Genomic DNA, 19,485 nt, shown 5'->3' with positions numbered 1-19,485 from the left:
CTCGCTCAGAATCGCCACCTAGGCTTGCTCCGTCATGCCCGCCCGTGTTCATGCGCTCCTGGTCGTGCGTCCCGATGGACGCGCACCGGCGGCCTTCCATCTCACGCGCACGCTCGCCGCGCTGCGCGATCAGACGCGCGCCGTCGACGCATTGACGATCGTGCTGTGCGGCGGCGACGACCGTCTGCGCGCTCTCGCGGAGGAGTCGGGTGCCGAGGTGGTGATCGCCGCGCCGTCCCGAACGGGCTTCGCTGCCGCGCTCCGGCTGGCGTCACGGCGTCTCGACGGTGACGCGGTGTGGCTGCTGGCGCAGGACGTCGCGCCCGAGCCGCAGGCGCTGCAGCGGCTGGCCGCCGCCCTCGAGACGGCGCCGTCCGTCGCGATCGCCGTTCCGAAGCTCGTCGAGTGGGATGACAACACGCGCATCGTCTCGCTGGGACGCTCGATGACGAGGTTCGGCGCTGCGGTCGGTCTCGCTGACGGTGAGCACGACCAGGGCCAGCACGACGGTACGGACGACGTCCTCGGCGGTGATGTGCGCGGCATCCTCGTCCACACCGCGGCGTGGCGGGAGCTCGACGGGCTCGACGATGCCCTCGCCGGTGCCGACGAGGGGCTCGATCTCGGCGTGCGTGTGCGTCTGGCCGGCGGCCGCGTGGTCCTCGCGCCCGGGGCGCGCATCGCCGTCGCGCACGACGGCGTGGCCGGCCCCCCAGCACCGCGGACCACGGGCGCCCGCGCCCGCGTCACGCATGCCGCCCGCGTCGCGCAGCTGCATCGGCGATTGGTTTACGCCCCGCCGCCCGTCGTCGTACTGCACTGGCTCACGCTCCTGCCACTGGCGCTCTGGCGCAGCGTCGTCGACCTCGTCGGCAAACGTCCCGCGCGGATCGGCCCGGAATGGTCGGCCGCCGTGACCGTGCTGGTCCGGTTGCGTGCCGTCGCCCGCGCCCGACGTCGGATCGCTCGTCACCGGCGCGCATCCTGGTCGCAACTGGCGTCGCTGCGAGTCAGCTCGCGGGTCATGCGGCAGCGTCTCATCGAGGATCAGCCCGCCGGCGACGGTCCGCGTCGGACCGAGCTCGGCTTCTTCTCCGGCGGTGGTGCGTGGGCAGTCCTCGCAGCCCTCGTCGTCTCGATCGCGGCGATGCCCGCGGCATTGAGCTGGCCCTCCATCGGCGGCGGAGCCCTCGCTCCGCTCGCCGCCAACGCGGCCCGCGCCTGGTCCGAGGCGACGGGTGCGCAACGACCGCTCGGGTGGGAAGCGGTCGGCCCCGCTGACCCGTTCAGCGCCGTTCTCGCTGTGCTCGCATCGTTCTCGCCGACGGACCCGTCGCGCGCGCTCGTGGTGCTGTGGCTCCTCGCCCTCCCGCTCGCGGTGCTCAGCGGATGGTTCGCTGCCACGCGCGTCACCGAGCGTGCGGCGCTGCGCATCGTCGGTGCCGCGATCTGGGCACTGGCGCCGATGTTCCTCGTGGCACTGGGCGACGGGCGCCCGGCATCCGTCATCGTCCACCTCGTGCTGCCGTGGCTGGCGTTCACCGCTGCCGGCGCTCACCGTTCGTGGGGCAATGCCGGTACGGCTTCGATCCTCCTCGCCGTCGTCTTGGCCTGCTCCCCGGTTCTGTCCGCTCCCGTCGTGATCATCTGGGTCTTCGCCGTCGTGCTGTCGATGGTGCTCCGGGGCCGGCGCGCGGCGTTCCGGTGGCTGTGGATCATCGTCCCGTCGCTCGCGCTGTCGGCACCGCTCGTTCTCGCCCGGCTCCGCGCCGGAGACCCGTGGTCGCTGCTGGCCGACCCGGGGGTGCCGTGGAGCGGCCCGCGATTCGCCGATGATGTCGTCGGGAGATTCCTGTTCGCCGCCGGGTTCCCTGCGGATGCGGGGTGGGCGGCCTTCACGGGAGCCTCCGGCCCGGTGTGGTGGTTGCTGCTGTTCACCGCGCCGCTGCTCGCGCTCGCGCTCGCCGCTGCCGCGTCGACGCGTCGCTTCGTCGGAATCGTGCTCCTGGCCGTCGCGGGTCTCGGAGTCGCGACCGCCTTCGCCGCGGCAGGCCTGGCCGTCGCCATCGACGGGACGACCGCGATCCCGCTCTGGCCGGGCGCCGCCCTCAGCCTCGCGTGGATCGGAGTCGTCGGCGCGGCGCTGTTGACGCTCGACAGCGTGGTGCCGGTTCGAGCGGTCCGGACGGTCGCCGCCGCGATCGCCGTCGCCGGTCTGGTCGTCGCAGCCGTCCCGACGCTGACCGCTCACGCGCGGGATGCCGCGGCCGTCGGTCGCGGCGAGACGAGCACCCTTCCCGCGTTCGTGGCGGCAGAGGGGGCGAACACGCCGGGACTCGGAACCATCGTGCTGACTCCCACCGACGACGGTGTCGCGGTCGATGTCGTCTGGGGCGGCAGCGCGACCCTCGGCGGCCAGTCCTCACTCGTCACCGCGCGCACGGAGCTGACCGATGCCGATCGGGAAGCGGCGCAGGTCGCCGCCGACCTCGTCGCCGATACCGCGAACGACGTCGTAGGCGAGCTGCGCGACCACGGTGTCGCGTTCATCCTGCTCGCGTCGAACGGCGACGACGAATCCGCGGCGGCCCGCAGCACACGCCTCGCGGCGGCGACGGCGCTGGGCAGCCGCGACGGCTTGGACGCCGTCGGCTCGACGGACAAGGGCGAGCTGTGGCGCCTGTCCGGTGAGGTGGCTCCCCGAGCGGACGCGCCGGCATCCGCGCGCGCATTCGCCGCCGCAGCGTGGAGCGGCATCGCCGCGGTATTCGCCATCGCCCTGCTGCTGGCCCTGCCCACGCGGGGCAGCCGATCGGCATCTCGGGCCGCTCCGCGTCTCGTGGGGATACGCGCGCTCCGCAGGAGGGACCGATGACCACGCGAACTGCACTCGTGACCCGTCTCGCGGCGGGAGCCGTGACCGCTGTCGTCATCGGCGGCGGCGTGATCGCTGCCGCTGCCGCGCCGTGGCCGACCCTCACGCGCGAGCCGATGTCGCTCGACGTTGTGCCCGAGGCGGCGCGCTCGGTCGCGGCGTGCGACGGGCCCCTGCTCGCGCTCGGCCGTGACGCGACGGCCGCGAGCGCGATCACCAGCGCCGCGTCGTCGACCGTCGTCGCGGCTGCCGACGGGGCCGAACCCACCGAGTACACCCTCGCTGCTCCCGACCGCGCCGACGACGGCGCGCCGCCGGCGGCCTTCTCGGCAGAGCCGACGGGAGGTCGTCCGACGGATCTCGGCGCGGCATCGGCCGCATCGCTCGACGAAGCCGACCTGCGCGGACTCGCCGTCTCGGCCTGCACGCGTCCCGCGATGGAGTCGTGGCTGATCGGCGGATCGGCGGCGACGGGAGCCAGCGACCTGGTCCTCCTGACGAACCCGGGCGATGTCGCCGCGACCGTCGACCTCCGCGTGTTCGGCGCCGACGGTATGCAGGAACCCGTCGCGGGACAGGGCATCGTCGTCGGGGCTCGCTCGCAGCGCGCCGTCCCCCTCGCGGCTCTCCGTCGCGGCGAGCAGAGCCCGGTCGTGCAGGTCACGGCCCAAGGCGCCCCCGTCCGGGCCTCGCTGCAGTCGACACTGACCCGCACGCTCATCGCGGGCGGAGTGGACCAGATCGGCGCGAGCGCGCTCCCCGCTCCCCAGCAGGTGATCCCGGCCGTGAACGTGACGGTCGCACCCGACTCCGGCGCTTCGGCCGGAGGGCTCTCGGTGCGCCTGATGGCCACAGCGGCCGACGCAGGCGCGAGCGTCACGGTGCGTTCCGTCGCGGACGGCGGCGTGGTGTCCCAGCAGGATGACATCGCCCTCACCGCCGGCCGGCCGGTCGAGCTCGAGGTGACGGGGATGCCCGTCGGCGACTACACGGTGACCGCGACCGCGGATGCGCCTCTCGTGGCGGCGGCCTGGACATCGACCGACCTGGCGGCCCCTGCCGACTTCGCCTGGGCGGTGGCAGCGCCGCTCGTCGAGGCCCCCACTCTCGTCGCCGTCGCGCCGGCCCCCGCGCCGACGCTCACGCTGACGGCCGAGCGCGAGACCGTCGCCACGGTGACGCCGGTGAGCGGCGGAACGCCCCGGACGGTCGAACTCGCCGCCGGGCAGTCGCGGACGATCGATGTCGAAGCCGGGACGATCTACCGGGTCGACCCCGGGGCCGGCGGCATCCGCGGTTCCATCGGCTTCTCGGGCGACGGACAGCTCGGAACCTACCCGGTGGCCGGTTCCGCCGCAGCAGCGGCCGAACTCACCGTCTATCCCTAGGCGTCGGTCAGAGGAAGCGGAAGCGATCGGGCCCGAGATCCCACGGGTCGCGATCGAGGTACTCGGCCGCAGCGCGGAAGACGCAGCTCTCGACCATCATCCGGCGGTGCAGGTCGTCGTTCCGGTGCAGTCGGTTCAAGCGCTCTATCGGCAGGCGGTACAGCACGATCCGTTTCTCGGCGGCGAAGACCTGCCAGCGAGGGATGCCGTCTTCGTCGCTCGCCGCGGGCATCCCGGCGACCTCGAAGCGGACCTCCCGCAGCTCGGGCCAGGCGCTGCGCAGGAACTCAGCAGCGGTGCCCACCGACAGATCGAATCGCTCGGAGCGCGTCTCGAGGGGAGGGAGTGGCGGCCGCACGACGGGGCTCCGGTCATCGCGGCCATGACGGCCGTGCCGCGACGGCCGGTTCCGCCGCGGCGGGACGGGTCGGGAACGACGCCGGATCATGAGGCCATCCTATGCCGCGAGGGGCGGAGGCTCGGCGCGGCATCCGGACGTACGGGGTACACGGCGTTACCGTGGATGCGATGCGCGAGAGACTGTGTTCGAAGGTGGGCTGCGCCCGCGAGGCCGTGACGACCCTCACCTTCGACTACGGCGACCAGATGGCCGCCCTGGGTCCGCTCGGCGGCGGAACGGACCCGCACGCGCACGACCTCTGCGCCATCCACACCGAGCGCCTGTCGGTGCCGAAGGGCTGGGTCGTCATCCGGCACGAGACCCTGCGGGTCTGACCGGGAATCCGCGCGGCGTCCCCTGGGCCGCGCCGACGAGCGCCGCTGCGCGCTCGTCGGTTCGCATGATCGCGGCGTACTCGCGGTCGCGTCGCACCGCCACGACCGCTCGCACGAGCGTCTCCGGGTCCGAGTGCGGCAGGGGTGAGACGAAAGGTGCGATCTCGGCGGCGATCATCGCCGCCGAGCGCGAGCGCGCCCCCGGTTCCATGCCCTCGGCCGAGCGTGCGAACTGAGTCGCCCGTCGGGCGATGCGGTCGGGCAGTCTTCCCACATCGGCCACCTCCGCCCATTCCTGCAGCTGACCGGGGACGGGCCCGGCGGGGGTCGGGAGGCGGGGCGCGCGCGTGCGTTCGCAGTACGTTCCCGCGACCATGTCGCCGAGGCGGGTCGATCGCGGGGTGAACGTCGCGACGATCCCCGCGAGTGCGCCGAAGGTGAACCAGATCTCCAGCACACCGACGAGGGCGCGGATGAAGGCCTGTCGGAATCCGGTGGCGCCACCGTCGGTGCGGACGATGCGACCGCCGACCGCCAGCTTCCCGAGGCTGCGGCCGCGCGTGAGCGTCTCGATCGCCGTCGGGATGACGACGAGCACGAGGACGAGCGCCGAGACGACGAGGATTCCGGACAGGTTCTCGAGGCCGAGGCCCCCGACAACGAAGCCTCCGACGAAGTAGGACAGCAGCAGCAGCGCGACGCCGCAGAGGACGTCGATGAGAGCTCCGAGCGCGCGGAGGAAGAAGCCGAGGGGCTGAACGTCGAGTGCGACCGCCTCGCCGGTGAGGATCTCGTCCTGGGCGATCTGCACCGGGGGAGCGGGCGTGGTCATGGGTACAGTTAAGCAAATGGACCTCGACGCCCTCGTCGCCGCGCGTCGCGCCGAATGGGATCGGCTCGACGCGCTCGGCCGCGCCCGCCGCTTGTCGAGCGACGAGGTCGACGAACTGGTCACCCGCTATCGCGCGGCGTCGGCCGATCTCGCCGACATCAAGACCTCGGCGGGTCGCAGCGTCGAGGGCGATCGGCTCTCGATGATCCTGTCGCGCGCACGTCTGCGGCTGACCGGAGCCCCCGAGAACGTGCTCCGGCAGCTGCCCCGCTTCTTCCTGCAGCAGCTGCCGGCCGCGCTGTACCGCGTGCGCTGGACCACGCTGGCGGTCGCCGTCGGCTTCGTCGTGATCAGTGCCCTCGTCGCCTTCTGGGTCTCGGGCGATCCGGCCGCGGTCGCCGCCCTCGGCTCGCAGGCGCAGCTCGAGCAGTATGCCGAGAACGACTTCACCGCCTATTACAGCGAGAACCCCGCCGCGGTGTTCGCGGGAACCGTGTGGACGAACAATGCGTGGATCGCCGCCCAATGCGTGCTGTTCGGGATCACCGGCCTGTGGCCGGTCATGGTGCTCATGCAGAACGCCGTCAGCATCGGTCAGGCAGCGGCGATCCTCATCTCGTTCGACCGCGGCGACGTCTTCCTGCTGCACATCGCACCGCACGGCCTGCTCGAGCTCACCTGCATCTTCGTGGCCGGGGCGACGGGTCTGCACATCTTCTGGGCGTGGGTCGCGCCCGGGCGGCGCAGCCGCGGCGAGGCGCTCGCAGCCGCCGGCAGATCCCTCGCGACGGTGGCGATCGGACTGATCCTCGCCCTCGCGCTCTCCGGGCTCGTCGAGGGCTTCGTGACGCGTCAGCCCTGGCCGTGGCCGATCAAGATCGGCATCGGTGCACTGGCCCTCGCCGTGTTCCTCGCATACATGCTGGGCCTGGGCCGCATCGCGGCGCGGCGGGGCGAGACCGGTGACCTCACCGAATACGAGGCCGGCACCCCGCGTCTCGTCGCGGGCTGACGAGCGCGTTCACCGCGGCTTAATTTGATCTGATCAAAAATGCCGGATACGATCGGGGCATGACGATCGCGACCGCTCCCGAGGCCATCCGCGCCTTCGGTCTGCGTGTGACCGAGTCCCGCTCCGCCGTCTACGACGCTCTGCATGCGAGCCCCCACGCCAGTGCCGACGAGGTCTATGCGGCCGTCGTCCAGCGGATGCCGCAGACCAGTCGGCAGTCGGTGTACAACGCCCTCAACGACTTCGCCGACGCCGGTCTCGCTCGGCGCATCGAGCCCGCCGGCCGCTCCATGCTGTTCGAGCTGCGCGTCGGCGACAACCACCACCACCTCGTGTGCACCGAGTGCGGCCGGGTCGAAGACGTCGACTGCGCCGTCGGGCACACGCCGTGCCTGCACCCGTCCGACGACCACGGGTTCGAGGTCGCCTCGGCCGAGGTGACCTACTGGGGTCGGTGTGCGGCGTGCGCCGCATCCGCGCCCCCGGCAGCATCCTGATCTTCTCTCTCTCCCGAAAACCCCCAACGGAAGGATCCCCATGAGCGATCGCGACCAGCAGTCCGCGCCCATCGGCGAGGACGTGACCGACACCGACCAGGCGGTCACCCCCATCGACACACCCGAAGACGAGCGCGCCGACGGCGAGACCCGGCCGCGTTCCAACGACGCCGGCGGCTGCCCCGTCATCCACGGCGGCGAGCAGGGACAGGGGCACGGCCACGGATCGCACGGCGGACAGCCTCACCCGACGGTCGGCAACGCCAACCACGTCTGGTGGCCGAACCAGCTCAACCTGCGCATCCTGAAGAAGAACCCCGCCGTGGCCAACCCCGTCGGTGAGGACTTCGACTACAAGGCCGCGTTCGAGTCGCTCGACCTCGCCGCCGTGAAGAAGGACATCGAAGAGGTCCTGACCACGTCGCAGGACTGGTGGCCGGCCGACTTCGGTCACTACGGCCCGCTCATGATCCGTATGGCCTGGCACTCGGCCGGCACGTACCGCGTCACCGACGGCCGCGGCGGCGGTGGGGCCGGCCAGCAGCGCTTCGCCCCCCTGAACAGCTGGCCCGACAACGTCAACCTCGACAAGGCTCGGCGCCTGCTGTGGCCCGTCAAGAAGAAGTACGGCCAGTCGATCTCGTGGGCTGACCTCATGATCCTCGCCGGCAACGTCGCGCTGGAGTCCATGGGCTTCTCGACCTTCGGCTACGCCGGCGGCCGTCCCGACGTCTGGGAGCCGGACGACGACGTGTACTGGGGCCCCGAGACGACGTGGCTCGCCGACGAGCGCTACTCCGGCGACCGTGACCTCGAGAAGCCCCTCGCCGCCGTGCAGATGGGCCTCATCTACGTCAACCCCGAGGGTCCGAACGGCGAGCCCGACCCGCTGAAGTCGGCCCGCGACATCCGTGAGACGTTCGGCCGCATGGGCATGAACGACGAGGAGACCGTCGCCCTCATCGCCGGTGGCCACACCTTCGGCAAGACCCACGGCGCGGCCCCCGACTCGAACCTCGAGGACAACCCCGAGGCCGCGGGCGTCGAGATGCAGGGCCTGGGCTGGAAGAACAACTTCGGCACCGGCCACGGCGACGACACGATCACGTCGGGCCTCGAGGTCACCTGGACGTATCACCCCACCCGCTGGGACAACGAGTTCTTCCACATCCTCTACGCCTACGACTGGGAGCTCATGCGCAGCCCCGGCGGCGGACACCAGTGGCGTCCCGTCAACGGTGCCGGTGCCGACATGGTGCCGCTCGCGCACTCCGACGGCCGCCGCGAGCCGCGCATGCTCACGAGCGACCTCGCGCTGCGCATGGACCCCGCCTACGACGAGGTCTCGCGTCGCTTCAAGGACGACCCGGTGGCCTTCGGCGACGCGTTCGCCCGCGCCTGGTTCAAGCTCACGCACCGCGACATGGGCCCCATCGCCCGCTACCTCGGACCCGAGGTGCCGCAGGAGGAGCTCATCTGGCAGGACCCGCTGCCCGCCGTCGACCACGAGCTGATCGATGACGCGGATGCCGCCGACCTCAAGGCGCGCATCCTCGCGACCGACCTGACCGTGAGCGAGCTCGTCTCGACGACGTGGGCCGCGGCCTCGACGTTCCGAGGCAGCGACAAGCGCGGCGGCGTCAACGGCGCCCGCATCCGTCTCGCCCCGCAGAAGGACTGGGAGGCCAACAACCCGGCCCAGCTGCAGCGCGTGCTCGGCGTGCTCGAGAGCGTGCAGGCGTCGTTCAACGACGGCCGTGCCGACGGCAAGAAGGTCTCGCTGGCCGACCTCCTCGTGCTGGCGGGCAACGCCGGTGTCGAGAAGGCCGCGCGCGACGGCGGCGTCGAGGTGACGGTTCCCTTCCGTCCCGGACGCACCGACGCCACCGCGGAGCAGACCGACGAGCTGTCGTTCAGCCACCTCGAGCCGGTCGCCGACGGGTTCCGCAACTACTACGGCCCGAACGCGTTCCTGCCGGCGGAGCACCACCTGATCGACAAGGCGAACCTGCTGACGCTGAGCGCTCCCGAGATGACCGTGCTCGTCGGTGGCCTTCGCGCCCTGGGAGCGAACTACGACGGATCGTCGTTCGGCGTGTTCACCGAGCGTCCGGGCGTGCTGACGAACGACGTGTTCGTGAAGCTGCTCGACCTCGGCGCCACCTGGAAGCCGCTCGACCCCGGCTCGCACGCCTTCCGCGGCGTGAACGCCGACGGTTCGGAGATCGGCATCGGCACGCGCGTCGACCTGCTGTTCAGCTCCAACTCGGAGTTGCGCGCCATCGCCGAGGTGTACGCCTCGGATGACGCGAGCGAGAAGTTCGTGCGCGACTTCGTCGCCGCCTGGACCAAGGTCACCGAGCTCGACCGGTTCGACCTGCGCTGACCCGCAGCATCCCTGCGAAGGCCCGTCCCGATTCCCCGGGGCGGGCCTTCGTCGTCGCTGCTCGCGCTGGTTCGGGTTCGGGTTCGGGTTGGCAGTTGGGGCCCCAACCTGGGTCTCGTAGGGGCGCGAGCTGCCAGGTGAGCAGGGGCTGCGGGTTTGGGTTGGCAGTTGGTGCCCAAACTTGAGGCGCGAGAGGGCGCGAGCTGCCAGGTGAAAGGGACGCTGCAACGCGGGCACGGGTAGAGCACGGCTGCGGGTTGGGTCAGAGGCGGCCGGCGGCCTTCAGTGCGAGGTAGTGGTCGGCGATCGCGGGGGGCAGCACGTCGGGCGTCGCGCTGAGGGCGGCGCCGCCGGCGCGACGGATCGCCGCCGCGACCGACTCCGAATCACGCGTGGCGTGCGCGATCGCGGCTTCGCGGTAGACGTCCTCGGCGGTACGCTCAGCCGGCGCAGCCTCGGGTGCATCCTGTGCCGACCCGACGAGAACGGTGGCGCGCTCCGTCAACGATGGCAGGGCTCCGAGGAAACCCCGGGCGGCATCGGGGGCGTCCTGCGCGGTCAGCAGCACCACGAGAGAGGGCCGCGACGTCAGCGCACGCACCTCCGTGAGGACGGCGTTCCAGTCGGTGTCGATGAGCGTCGGCTCGACCGGTGCCATCGCGTCCACGAGGGCAGGCAGCAACCGCGGGCCGTCGATGCCGGTGACCCGCGCGCGCCGAGCACGGTCGAACATGAGCAGATGGACATGGTCGCCGGCACGTTGGGCGAGGGCGCTGAGCAGCAGCGCCGACTCCATCGCGGCATCCAGACGGACACCGTCACCCACGCGCGATGCGCTGGTGCGGCCCGTGTCGATGACGATCACGACGTGTCGATCGCGTTCCGGACGCCAGGTGCGCAGCATCGTCGTCCCGGCGCGGGCGGTCGCACGCCAGTCGATGGAGCGGACGTCGTCACCCCGCACGTATTCGCGCAGGCTGTCGAACTCCGTGCCGCGCCCGCGCACCTGGACGCTCGTGTTGCCGTCGAGCTCGCGCAGCCGGGCGAGCCGCGACGGCAGATGCCGACGCGAGGCGAACGGGGGCAGCACGCGCAGCGCACCCGGTGCCGCGATCACCCGCTGCCGCCCCGCGAGCCCCAGCGGGCCGCGGCTGCGCAGCGCGACGAACGCCGAGCGCAGCTCGCCCCGGCGCCGGGGGAGGAGCGGCATGGCGACAGCTCTCCGCTCACCCGCAGGAAGGTCGACGGCGGCGCGCGCGTCGCCGGCACCGGCGGTCGGCTGCCAGCCGTCGCGAAGGAGACCACGGATGCCGCGGGCTCCAGGATTGCGCAACAGGATGCTCGTCTCGACGGGCTCGCCCGCCCGCGCGCGTGAGGGGATGCGACGCTCGATCTCAACGGTGCGCAGCGGTCCGGCGGCTATGACGTCGACGGTGGCGAGGACGAGGCACAGCCCGATCCACGCGAGCGCCGCCCACGCCGCATCGAGCCCCGCCGCGGGGGCGAGCACGACGGGCACGACGCCGGCGGCGACGAGCAGCACGAACAGGCCGGAGAGGTACACGACGCCTCAGATCGGTACGCGGGTCTGCTGCAGCACAGAGCTGAGGATCGTGTCCGCGGAGACGCCCTCGATCTCGGCGTCCGGGCGCAGCTGCAGCCGGTGGCGCCACGCGGGAACGAGCATCGTCTGCACGTGGTCCGGCGTGATCGCCGGGTAGCCGCCCAGCCAGGCCCACGCCTTGGCGGCGGCGAGCAGCGCGGTCGCGGCACGCGGGCTCGCGCCCAGCTGGACCGAGGGGGACTGCCGGGTCGCCCGGGCGAGATCCACGACGTAGCCGAGGACGTCGTCGGAAACCGCCACAGCGGCCGCGGCCTGCTGGGCGGCGCGGATCTCGGCGGCGGTGACGACCGCCGACACGCCCGCGCTCTCGAGGGATCCGGGTCGGAAGCCGTCGGCGTGGCGGCGCAGCACGGCGATCTCGTCGTCGCGCGCGGGCAGGTCGATCACGAGCTTGAGGAGGAAGCGGTCGAGCTGGGCCTCGGGCAGGGTGTAGGTGCCCTCGTGCTCGACCGGGTTCTGCGTCGCGGCGACGAGGAACGGATCGGGCAGCGGACGCGAGACGCCGTCGGCCGAGACCTGGCGCTCCTCCATGGCCTCGAGCAACGCGGCCTGCGTCTTCGGCGGCGTGCGGTTGATCTCGTCGGCGAGCAGCACATTGGTGAAGACGGGTCCGGAACGGAACTCGAACTCCCCGGCGCGGGCGTCGTAGACGAGCGATCCGGTGACGTCGCCCGGCATGAGGTCGGGGGTGAACTGGATGCGGGCGGTGTCGAGGCCGACCGCTCGGCTGAAGGTGCGCACGAGCAGCGTCTTGGCGACGCCGGGCACGCCCTCGAGCAGCACGTGTCCGCGGCCGAGAAGCGCGATCAGGAGGCCCGTGACGGCCCCGTCCTGTCCGACGACGGCCTTGCCGACCTCGAGCCGGACGCGGTTCATCGCCTCGCGCAGGTCGCCGGGTGCGGTCTCGCTCATGGGGTGTTCCTTTCGGGACGGACGGATCGGAGGACTGCTGCTTCCACCTCGCGCAGACGGTCGGCGGCGTCGACGAGGTCGCGATCGTTACGGGCGAGGTCATCGAGCAGGATGCCGCGGACGCGCGCGCGATCGTCTCCGATGCGGCTCGCCGCGGCATCGGCGATCGCGCCGGCGTCTGCGGCGCCGAGTCCCAGCAGTCGCGCGATGCGGCGCAACGTCTCGCGGCGGAGCTGGTCGAGCGCGTGCACGGGGTCGGCTGACGCGGCGTACAGGCGTGCCCGCCCCTCGGTGGTCTCGGACGCGCGGACGGTGACGGGCAGATTCTCCACCACGAGCGGGCCGAAGCGCCGGCCCCGCCAGATGGCGGCCGCGACGGCCGAGGCGACGAGCAGGAGAATCGACGGTGTCACCCAGGGAGGCGTGAGCTCGCCCAGCGACGGCGCGGCGGTGAGAGAACCGTCGCCGATCGACGGCAGGTACCACACGACGGTGCCGGTGCCGCCCAGCAGATTCAGGCCGAGCGCGGCGTTGCCCGCTTCGTCGAGCCGTTGGTTGACCAGCAGCGCGGTCGCGTCCAGAGCGACGACGGTGTCGGCGCCGCGGCCCGAGACGATGAGGCCGTAGCCGTCGCCGGCCGCGTAACAGGTGCGGTCTGCGCCGTCTCCGGTGAACACCTCGCCCGGCCGGACCGGCCCGCTGACGGCTGCGGCGGGCAGGTCGCATGCGGGTGCGACGGCTGAGCCGTCGCCGAAGCCGGCGCTGCGCGGGTCTCCGAGGAGCACACGCAAATCGCGGGTGCGCGGCTCGAGCAGGACGACGCCGGAGGCGGCATCCCGCAGCTCCCGGAGGTCGTCGTCGTCGAGGGGTGCGGTGTCGGCTATCGCGAGCGTCGCGTCGCCGCCCTCGAGCGCCTGGAGGGCGGCCGTGCGGTCGCGGGCGATCTCGACCTCGACGCCGCGATCGCGCAGCAGTTCGGCCAGTGCGCGCGAGCCCTCCGGCCCGGCGGCCTCCGGATCGAGGAGGCCCTGTGCCGGCATGGTGTTGATGCCGGCGATGGCGGCGACGGCGAGGCCGGCGACGAGAAGGCCGGCGGTCACCGTCGCCCAGCCGAGCACCGAGCGCGATCGACGGCCGGCGGACGACGTCGCGACCCCCGCACTCATACGGGCACCTCGACCCGCGCACCGGCCAGTCGCTCATCGAGGGTGCGCACGGCGGCGTAGCCCTCGGCTGTTCCCGGGCGTCGAAGGTAGCGAACGTCGTCGAAGGTCCGCGCCACCGCTTCGAGCTCGACGCTCTCTGCCGGGAAGGCGCGCCCCGCCTCAGCAGCGAAGCGATGCACGGTCGTGCCCGGGGCCGGGTCGACGATCGTCCGCTCGGCGAGTCCACGGGCGAGCGCACGCATCCGCAGCACGATGGCTTCGTCCCACGCGCTGCGGCGCGCGGCATCCTCGGCGTCCGAGCGCAGCTGAGCGGCGCTTCTCGTCTCGTCGTCACCGAAGAGCGGCACGCTCGCGCGCGAGCGGACGACCGCGCGGGGACGCCCCCAGATGAGGATCGCCACGGCGACCAGCACCAGCAGCACCACGATCGCGCCGACCGCGAGCCACGGGCCGAGCGTCGCGGGTACCTGCCCGCTGAAGAGAGCCGCGAAGAAGTCGACGACGCCGCGCGCGAAGCGGTCGATCGGGGTGGGCTCGGCTTCCTGGTACGCGGTCTTCGACAGTTCCTCTTCCGCCCATCGACGGGCTTCGTCCGGGTCGGGCGCGATCGGGGTGGCGAAGAGCCTCATGCGCGGTCAGCGCCCGGAGCGGTCCAGTCGGTCGACGACGGGCGGTCCGCCGGTGCGACGGGGGGCTCGGCTGCCGCGGCGGGCTGTTGCGGCGCGGGCGATCCGGCGGGCGGGGACTGAACGGGCTGATAGCCGGGGTACTGTGTGGGCGGCGGCGGGTAGCCCGGCTGCGTGCCAGCATAGGCCGCGGGCGGCTGCCAGCGTCCGTCCATCGCGCGTCCCACGTTTCGCCGATACGGATCGGGCGCAGGCGTGCCGGCATCGCGCTGATCGATGTACGCCGACAGATCGAGGTCGAGTCCCTCGCGGCGCATCCGGCAGTCGATGTAGACGAGCGCGCCGGCGGTCGACTGGACGATGACCGCGATGGTCTGGATGAGGGTGACGAACGCCTGGGCGAACAGCGTGCCGACGAGCAGGGCGATGATCTGCCCAGGTTCGGGGTCGCCGGTGGGAGTGATGACCGATGTCAGCCCCATCGTGACGAACGAGAAGGGCACGCTGATGACCTGCGCGAGGATGCCGAAGCTCGTCGAGATGATGACGATGATCCCGAGGGTCGGCCAGAACCGGCCGCGGGTGAGCCGCCAGGATCGCCCGATCGCCCCGAAGACGCTCGCCTGCTCGAGGACGATGACCGAGGGCACCAGCAGCAGCTTCGTGCTCAGCCACAGGCTGAGCGGTATCGCCGACAGGGCCAGGAGGATGGCGAGGACGATCGCCGCCGGCCCCACGCTCACGGCGAGCCCGATGACGCCCGCGGCGAGGACGCCGATGACGACGGCCACGATGAGGAAGACCAGAGCGGAGTATGCGATCAGTCGCCACGCCACCGGCTTCACCCGCCGCCACAGCGCGCCGAGCGTGTGCTTCTCGGCGACGACGGCATGGGCCACCTCGCTGACCACGACGCCTTGCACGAGTACGCCGAGCGCGCCGGAGGCCAGCGACAGCACCAGCGCCGTCGCCCCGCTGATCGCGATGGACCCGGCCAGGACCGTCTCGAACTCGTCGGTGCCGGGGCGCAGCGACGCGAGTCGGCCGAAGGTCGCGAAGCCCACCGCGACGATGCCCGCGGTGGCGACGAGGATCGCGACCGTCTGCACGACCAGCGCGAAGCCCAGCAGCACCTTGGGGTTCTGCCGTAGGGCGGAGAACGAACGGCCCAGGATCACCCCGAACGAGAGTGGATGAAGCGGGATGATGCCGGGACGCGGCGCCGGCGTCCACGCGGGGTATGACGTCACGATGCACTCCTGGAACAGTCGGCTCGGTCGAACCCATCGTGTCACACGAGGGCGCGGCATCCGGAGTCGCGGGTCCGTGGGTCGGGTACGGTGAATACGCGCACGTCGCGCGCGAGCCCGAGCCGAAAGACGAACGCCGCCCATGACTTCTCGCATCCTGGTGGTCGATGACGACACCGCACTGGCGGAGATGATCGGCATCGTGCTGCGCACCGAGGGGTTCGACACCGTCTTCTGCGCCGACGGCGCGGCGGCTGTCGAGACCTGGCGCACCGAGAAACCCGACCTCATCCTCCTCGACCTCATGCTCCCCGGCGTGGACGGCATCGAGATCTGCACGCAGGTGCGTGCGGAGTCGGGCGTGCCGATCATCATGCTGACCGCGCGCACCGACACGGCCGACGTCGTGCGCGGGCTCGAGTCGGGCGCCGATGACTACATCGTCAAGCCGTTCAATCCCAAGGAGCTCGTCGCCCGCATCCGCACGCGCCTGCGCCCCGCGGTCGCGTCGGCCTCCGAGTCGCTGCGCATCGGCGATCTCGTCGTCGACGTCGAGGGCCACGAGGTCCGGCGCGGCAGCGACGCCATCGCGCTGACGCCGCTGGAGTTCGAGCTGCTCGTCGCGCTCGCCTCGAAGCCGCAGCAGGTCTTCTCGCGCGAGATGCTCCTCGAGCAGGTGTGGGGCTACCACTACAAGGCCGACACGCGGCTCGTGAACGTGCATGTGCAGCGGCTGCGGGCGAAGGTCGAGATCGACCCCGACAACCCGCGCATCGTGACGACCGTCCGCGGCGTCGGCTATCGCGCCGGCGCCGTCATCTGACGCTCCGATGCCCATCCGCACCGTCACGACGGCGACGGTCGCGACGCACGGCTGGCGGTCCTGGGGGCGGCGGCTCGCCCGGACCTGGCGACGATCGCTGCGGTTCCGCACCGTCGCGATCACGCTGGGTGCCACGGCGCTGACGATCACCGTGGCGCTGGTGTGGATGTCGCTGGCGATTCAGAACGACCTCTTCGAGTCGCGCACCTCGCAACTCCTCGGAGAGGCTCAGCGCGCGACCCAGTCGGCGCAGGCGACCCTGGATGCCGCCGAGGTCGGGGGCGATGTCGTCGCGGTCGACAACCTGATGGAGAGCGTGCGCACGTCCATCCAGCGGCAGTCCTCGACCGATCGCATCGCCGCCTTCCGGATCTCCTCGGAACCGTCCGCCATCGCGCCGCAGGACTTCGACTCGGCGGGTCTCCCGGCCGACCGCATCAGCGACGCGCTTCGCGCACAGGTGCAGAGCGACGACGAGCTGCAGTGGTGGCAGCCCGTCGGCTTCGCCGTCTCCGGCGGCGGGCAGGTGCCCGGCATCGTCGTCGGGCAGCAGATCGTGCTGCCGGAGGTAGGCGCCTACGAGCTGTATCTCGGGTACGACCTCGCCAGCGAGGCCCAGACGCTCGGCTTCGTCCAGATCACGCTGTGGATCGTCGGCGTGGGGCTGGTCGTCCTCATCGGCGCGATCTCGTGGATCGTGCTGCGCTCGGTCACCGAGCCGATCGCCCAGGCCGCCGAGAGCAGCTCGCGACTGGCGGCGGGAGACCTCGCGGTGCGGCTGCAGGTGCGCGGCGAGGACGAGTTCGCGACCCTCGGACGGTCCTTCAACGCGATGGCCGACAGCATCGAGTCCCAGATCAAGGAGCTGGCGGAGCTCTCGCAGGTTCAGCAGCGCTTCGTATCGGATGTCTCGCACGAGTTGCGCACGCCGCTGACGACGATCCGGCTGGCCTCCGACATGCTGAACGATCGGCGCGAGGAGTTCGATCCGGTGGCGGCGCGCGCCGCGGAGCTGCTGCACGACCAGGTGCACCGGTTCGAGGTGCTGCTGACCGATCTGCTCGAGATCAGCCGTTACGACGCGGGCTCGGTGCAGCTCGAGAGCGAGCCGACGAGCATGACGCAGCTCGCGGAGGATGTCATCGCATCGATGGAGCAGCTCGCGGAGCAGCACGGCAGCGACGTGCGCCTCGTGGCACCCGGGGGCTACTCGCCCGTGGAGATGGACCCGCGACGCGTGCGCAGGATCGTCCGCAACCTGCTGGGCAACGCGATCGAGCACGGCGAAGGCCGACCGATCGTCGTCAGCGTCGACAGCGATGCCCGAGCGGTCGCGATCGGCGTGCGCGACTACGGCCTCGGGATGCGCCCGGCCGACGCCGAGCGCGTCTTCGACCGTTTCTGGCGCGCCGATCCGTCACGCAAGCGCACCATCGGGGGCACCGGCCTGGGGCTCTCGATCGCCCTCGGCGACGCGCGGCTCCACGGCGGCACCCTGGCGGTGTGGTCCGAGCTCGGGCGCGGAACGAATTTCGTGCTCACCATCCCTCGACGCAGCGAGCCGCTCGACGGGCACTCCCCGCTCCCGGTCGATCCCGGTGAGGATGGCGTACCCTTCGACGACCTGGGCCTGACCCAGCCGATCTCCCTTCCTCGTTCCGCGAAAGGCTCGTCGTGATGCGTCTGCGCCCGGTCGCCGCCGTCCTGGGGATGCTGTTCGTGCTGCTGCTCGCGGGCTGCACGGGGCTGCCGACCTCCGGTCCGGTCGTCGCGGGCGCCCCGATCGATCAGGAAGCCGGCTCGGTCGACTTCTCGTTCCTGCCCGACGATCCGCCCCCGGGAGCAACGCCGCAGCAGATCGTCGCGGGCTTCCTCGCGGCCGGGTCGGGGCCTCGGGACGACTGGGGGACCGCCCGGCAGTTCCTCGCACCGGACTTCCGATCGTCGTGGCAGCCGACCGCGCGCGCCACGATCGACCTTCCCGGCGAACGGGTGTACACCGTCGCCGGCGACGGGACCGTCACGGTCTCCATCACCCCTGAGGCCGCGGTCGACGCGTCCGGCGCGCTGTCGGTGACCGACGGCGGATCCATGCCGCTCGACTTCGCTCTCGTCGAGGTGGACGGCGAGTGGCGCATCTCGGACGCCCCCGACGGCGTCGTGCTCGACCGCGCCCGGTTCCAAGCGGTCTTCCGCGAATACTCCGTGATGTACTTCGATCGCTCGTGGACGTATCTCGTGCCCGATCGTCGCTGGTTTCCGGCGACCAACGCGGCCACCCACATCACCGAGGCCCTCATCGACGGCGACCCGAGCCCGTGGCTGTCCGGCGCGGTGTACTCGGCGTTCCCCGAGAGCCTCGAGCTCGCGACCCGCGCGGTTCCGCTCGAGGGGGGCGTTGCGCAGGTGCCGCTGTCGCAGTCTGCGCTCGCGATCGTGCCCGAGACCCGCAACCGGATGCAGGCGCAGCTCGACGCGAGCCTCCAGTCCGCCGGCATCCGCGGCGCCCAGATGTCGGTCGACGGCGAGCCCGTCGCTGCGCAGGCGGTGGACGTCCGTCCTATCCGCGTCGACGTCCGACCCGCCGTGCTCACCGAAGACGCTTTCGGGTTCCTCTCCGGCTCCGAGATCGAGCCGCTGCCCGGGCTGTCGACCGTCATCCCCGACCTCGACCCCGAGTCGATCCAGGTGGGGACCGACCGGAGTGCGGCCGCTGTGCGCACGGCCGCCGGTGCCGTCGTGCGCGCGCGCGATGACGCCACCTTCGAGATCGTCGACGAGCGGGCGGGCCTGATCGACCCCACGATCGATCCGCAGGGATTCATCTGGAGCGTTCCCGCCAGTGCGCCGTCGGGACTGACGGCGACCGGGGCGGACGGAACGGTCGTCTCCATCGCGAACGCCTGGCCGGGCGCATCGCAGATCTCGAGCATCGAGGTGTCACGGGACGGAACGCGCATCGCCGCCCTGGTTCGCGACGGCTCGCGCCCGGCGCTGTGGATCGCCGGCATCCTCCGCGACGACGACGGCTCGCCCGTCGGGCTCGGCGATCGTGAAACCGTGACCCAGCTGCCGGGTACGGGCATCGACGCGAGCTGGGTCGACGGTTCGACCATCGCGGTCCTCGCCGAGGACGGCGACGCCGATGTCGTCATCTCGCAGTCGGTGGGCGGGTTCGGCGAGCGGATCACGGCGCCGGCGGGGCCGGTCGCCATCGCAGCGACGAATCAGTTGCGCGCCGTGCGGCTGCTCGACGGCGAGGGCGTGCTCTACGCGCAGAAGGGCCAGGCCTGGCCGACGGTCGCGGGCGGCATCCGGGTGCTCGCCAGCCAACAGGGTTCGCCGCGCTGACTCCTCCC

Annotated in this window: 16 protein-coding genes; 9 read left to right on the top strand and 7 right to left on the bottom strand. The window is 71.9% G+C overall.

Annotated elements, in window-relative coordinates; all coding sequences use genetic code 11:
- Window positions 1-34: 34 nt before the first annotated feature.
- Window positions 35-2,875, top strand: coding sequence for a glycosyltransferase family 2 protein (locus VC184_RS12020; RefSeq protein ID WP_323986332.1), 2,841 nt, complete (start codon window positions 35-37; stop codon window positions 2,873-2,875).
- Window positions 2,872-4,263: a DUF5719 family protein gene (locus VC184_RS12015; protein WP_323986330.1), complete on the top strand. Its 1,392-nt coding sequence runs from the start codon at window positions 2,872-2,874 to the stop codon at window positions 4,261-4,263. The genes VC184_RS12020 and VC184_RS12015 overlap by 4 nt, the downstream gene beginning before the upstream one ends.
- Before the next feature lie 7 nt (window positions 4,264-4,270).
- Here the strand turns inward: VC184_RS12015 and VC184_RS12010 are convergent, their stop codons facing one another.
- Complete coding sequence (locus VC184_RS12010; protein ID WP_023955399.1) at window positions 4,271-4,711, bottom strand: metallopeptidase family protein; 441 nt, start codon at window positions 4,709-4,711, stop codon at window positions 4,271-4,273.
- A gap of 80 nt (window positions 4,712-4,791) precedes the next feature.
- On the opposite strand from VC184_RS12010, the gene VC184_RS12005 reads away from it, so the two are divergent.
- A complete protein-coding gene (locus tag VC184_RS12005) occupies window positions 4,792-4,998 on the top strand; it encodes a DUF3499 family protein (RefSeq protein WP_036305938.1) in 207 nt (68 codons plus the stop codon).
- Here VC184_RS12005 and VC184_RS12000 read toward each other — a convergent pair.
- Window positions 4,970-5,830, bottom strand: a complete 861-nt coding sequence (locus VC184_RS12000) for an RDD family protein (protein ID WP_274178867.1) — start codon at window positions 5,828-5,830, stop codon at window positions 4,970-4,972. The two genes, VC184_RS12005 and VC184_RS12000, sit on opposite strands and share 29 nt — an antisense overlap.
- Before the next feature lie 16 nt (window positions 5,831-5,846).
- On the opposite strand from VC184_RS12000, the gene VC184_RS11995 reads away from it, so the two are divergent.
- Genes VC184_RS11995 through katG form a run of 3 tightly spaced genes read left to right on the top strand, consistent with a single transcriptional unit; the run spans window position 5,847 to window position 9,725 of the window.
- Window positions 5,847-6,842: a stage II sporulation protein M gene (locus VC184_RS11995; protein ID WP_274178866.1), complete on the top strand. Its 996-nt coding sequence runs from the start codon at window positions 5,847-5,849 to the stop codon at window positions 6,840-6,842.
- Window positions 6,843-6,901: 59 nt separating this feature from the next.
- Complete coding sequence (locus VC184_RS11990; RefSeq protein WP_274178865.1) at window positions 6,902-7,339, top strand: Fur family transcriptional regulator; 438 nt, start codon at window positions 6,902-6,904, stop codon at window positions 7,337-7,339.
- A gap of 40 nt (window positions 7,340-7,379) precedes the next feature.
- Window positions 7,380-9,725, top strand: a complete 2,346-nt coding sequence (katG, locus tag VC184_RS11985) for a catalase/peroxidase HPI (protein WP_274178864.1) — start codon at window positions 7,380-7,382, stop codon at window positions 9,723-9,725.
- Window positions 9,726-9,987: 262 nt separating this feature from the next.
- On the opposite strand, the gene VC184_RS11980 is transcribed toward katG, so the two are convergent.
- The 5 genes from VC184_RS11980 to VC184_RS11960 are packed head-to-tail and all read right to left on the bottom strand — an operon-like array spanning window position 9,988 to window position 15,303.
- On the bottom strand, window positions 9,988-11,289 hold the full coding sequence (locus tag VC184_RS11980) for a DUF58 domain-containing protein (protein ID WP_274178863.1): 1,302 nt from the start codon (window positions 11,287-11,289) through the stop codon (window positions 9,988-9,990).
- Window positions 11,290-11,295: 6 nt separating this feature from the next.
- The gene (locus tag VC184_RS11975; protein ID WP_269267817.1) at window positions 11,296-12,261 is read right to left on the bottom strand and encodes an AAA family ATPase; all 966 of its coding nucleotides are present in this window, start codon (window positions 12,259-12,261) and stop codon (window positions 11,296-11,298) included.
- Window positions 12,258-13,427, bottom strand: coding sequence for a DUF4350 domain-containing protein (locus tag VC184_RS11970; RefSeq protein ID WP_323986325.1), 1,170 nt, complete (start codon window positions 13,425-13,427; stop codon window positions 12,258-12,260). Before VC184_RS11970 ends, VC184_RS11975 begins: the two co-directional genes overlap by 4 nt.
- A complete protein-coding gene (locus tag VC184_RS11965) occupies window positions 13,424-14,056 on the bottom strand; it encodes a DUF4129 domain-containing protein (protein ID WP_323986323.1) in 633 nt (210 codons plus the stop codon). The genes VC184_RS11970 and VC184_RS11965 overlap by 4 nt, the downstream gene beginning before the upstream one ends.
- Complete coding sequence (locus VC184_RS11960) at window positions 14,053-15,303, bottom strand: hypothetical protein (RefSeq protein ID WP_323986321.1); 1,251 nt, start codon at window positions 15,301-15,303, stop codon at window positions 14,053-14,055. The genes VC184_RS11965 and VC184_RS11960 overlap by 4 nt, the downstream gene beginning before the upstream one ends.
- Before the next feature lie 142 nt (window positions 15,304-15,445).
- Between VC184_RS11960 and mtrA the strand changes: the two genes are divergently transcribed.
- Genes mtrA through VC184_RS11945 form a run of 3 tightly spaced genes read left to right on the top strand, consistent with a single transcriptional unit; the run spans window position 15,446 to window position 19,477 of the window.
- Window positions 15,446-16,126, top strand: coding sequence for an MtrAB system response regulator MtrA (gene mtrA, locus VC184_RS11955; protein WP_112617343.1), 681 nt, complete (start codon window positions 15,446-15,448; stop codon window positions 16,124-16,126).
- Between the two features lie 7 nt (window positions 16,127-16,133).
- Window positions 16,134-17,804, top strand: a complete 1,671-nt coding sequence (mtrB, locus tag VC184_RS11950) for an MtrAB system histidine kinase MtrB (RefSeq protein ID WP_274178859.1) — start codon at window positions 16,134-16,136, stop codon at window positions 17,802-17,804.
- Window positions 17,804-19,477, top strand: coding sequence for an LpqB family beta-propeller domain-containing protein (locus VC184_RS11945; RefSeq protein WP_323986319.1), 1,674 nt, complete (start codon window positions 17,804-17,806; stop codon window positions 19,475-19,477). The genes mtrB and VC184_RS11945 overlap by 1 nt, the downstream gene beginning before the upstream one ends.
- Window positions 19,478-19,485: the final 8 nt, after the last annotated feature.

The sequence above is a fragment of the Microbacterium plantarum genome, assembly GCF_035231185.1.
Taxonomy (GTDB): Bacteria; Actinomycetota; Actinomycetes; order Actinomycetales; family Microbacteriaceae; genus Microbacterium; species Microbacterium plantarum.
Note: the sequence above shows the minus strand (reverse complement) of the source record. Positions and strands in the feature narration are given on the sequence as shown.

Coding starts and splice junctions, on each gene's coding strand:
- VC184_RS12015 (WP_323986330.1), top strand. CDS start 2,872: ATGACCACGCGAACTGCACTCGTGACCCGTCTCGCGGCGGGAGCCGTG.
- VC184_RS11945 (WP_323986319.1), top strand. CDS start 17,804: ATGCGTCTGCGCCCGGTCGCCGCCGTCCTGGGGATGCTGTTCGTGCTG.
- VC184_RS11995 (WP_274178866.1), top strand. CDS start 5,847: ATGGACCTCGACGCCCTCGTCGCCGCGCGTCGCGCCGAATGGGATCGG.
- VC184_RS12000 (WP_274178867.1), bottom strand. CDS start 5,830: ATGACCACGCCCGCTCCCCCGGTGCAGATCGCCCAGGACGAGATCCTC.
- VC184_RS12010 (WP_023955399.1), bottom strand. CDS start 4,711: ATGATCCGGCGTCGTTCCCGACCCGTCCCGCCGCGGCGGAACCGGCCG.
- VC184_RS11970 (WP_323986325.1), bottom strand. CDS start 13,427: ATGAGTGCGGGGGTCGCGACGTCGTCCGCCGGCCGTCGATCGCGCTCG.
- VC184_RS11990 (WP_274178865.1), top strand. CDS start 6,902: ATGACGATCGCGACCGCTCCCGAGGCCATCCGCGCCTTCGGTCTGCGT.
- mtrB (WP_274178859.1), top strand. CDS start 16,134: ATGCCCATCCGCACCGTCACGACGGCGACGGTCGCGACGCACGGCTGG.
- katG (WP_274178864.1), top strand. CDS start 7,380: ATGAGCGATCGCGACCAGCAGTCCGCGCCCATCGGCGAGGACGTGACC.
- mtrA (WP_112617343.1), top strand. CDS start 15,446: ATGACTTCTCGCATCCTGGTGGTCGATGACGACACCGCACTGGCGGAG.
- VC184_RS11975 (WP_269267817.1), bottom strand. CDS start 12,261: ATGAGCGAGACCGCACCCGGCGACCTGCGCGAGGCGATGAACCGCGTC.
- VC184_RS12020 (WP_323986332.1), top strand. CDS start 35: ATGCCCGCCCGTGTTCATGCGCTCCTGGTCGTGCGTCCCGATGGACGC.
- VC184_RS11965 (WP_323986323.1), bottom strand. CDS start 14,056: ATGAGGCTCTTCGCCACCCCGATCGCGCCCGACCCGGACGAAGCCCGT.
- VC184_RS12005 (WP_036305938.1), top strand. CDS start 4,792: ATGCGCGAGAGACTGTGTTCGAAGGTGGGCTGCGCCCGCGAGGCCGTG.